This window comes from Abyssisolibacter fermentans (assembly GCF_001559865.1).
Taxonomy (GTDB): domain Bacteria; phylum Bacillota; class Clostridia; order Tissierellales; family MCWD3; genus Abyssisolibacter; species Abyssisolibacter fermentans.
The window spans coordinates 1-756 of the sequence record NZ_LOHE01000025.1; the positions used below are offsets into that span (position 1 = coordinate 1).

Genomic DNA, 756 nt, shown 5'->3' on the forward strand with positions numbered 1-756 from the left:
AGAATATAATTAACTTTGTGCTTTTAGAGAAAAAATTTCACTCTAAACTGACAAAAATATTTGAAATTTGAATTAAATTTGTCTAGTGCTAGTACTCATATTTATTATCTCCAATTATTTCTATGTTATGCATGTATTAGAATGTTTTATTTTGGTAACGATAATAATCGGAGTAATGTACCCATAAGGATATATTTTTTACTCAAAAAGAAATTTAAATTTTTCGGTGGATTACAGGCTTAAAAATAGCCTTTTAGGCTATTTTCAAGCCTGTAATCCATATATTTAAGATTTTGAACTATGTTTTAAATATATTTTTCTATTCTTCCTTCAAAAAATATAGTCAATTGATTCAATATTAAATCCCAATGTTTATATCTTTGAGTCCATTTCTTAACTACATTCCTACTAGCTAGGTAAAGCATTTTTTCAAGTGCTTGATTTGTTGGAAACATGGTTTTCGTTTTAGTTACTTTTCTTAGCTGCCTATTAAACCCTTCTATGATATTTGTAGTATACATTATTGTCCTAATTTCTTCAGGATATTTAAAAAATGGAGATAGTACATCCCAATTTGAATACCAACTTTTTATAGCATGAGGATATTTATTGCCCCATTTTTCTTCTAGTTCGGCTAAATTTTCTAAAGCTACTTCTTCATTTGTTGCTTTATATACTTCTTTAAAATCTTTTGCAAAACTTTTTAAATCTTTATAGCTAACATACTTGAATGAATTTCTAAGCTGATGTATTATA

At 26.2% G+C, this 756-nt stretch carries 1 protein-coding gene; it reads right to left on the minus strand.

Features of this window, described 5'->3' with window-relative positions; translation table 11 throughout:
• Positions 1-305: 305 nt before the first annotated feature.
• Positions 306-756 (minus strand): transposase (locus AYC61_RS01585; protein WP_202906779.1); only part of this gene is annotated, 451 nt, incomplete at its 5' end.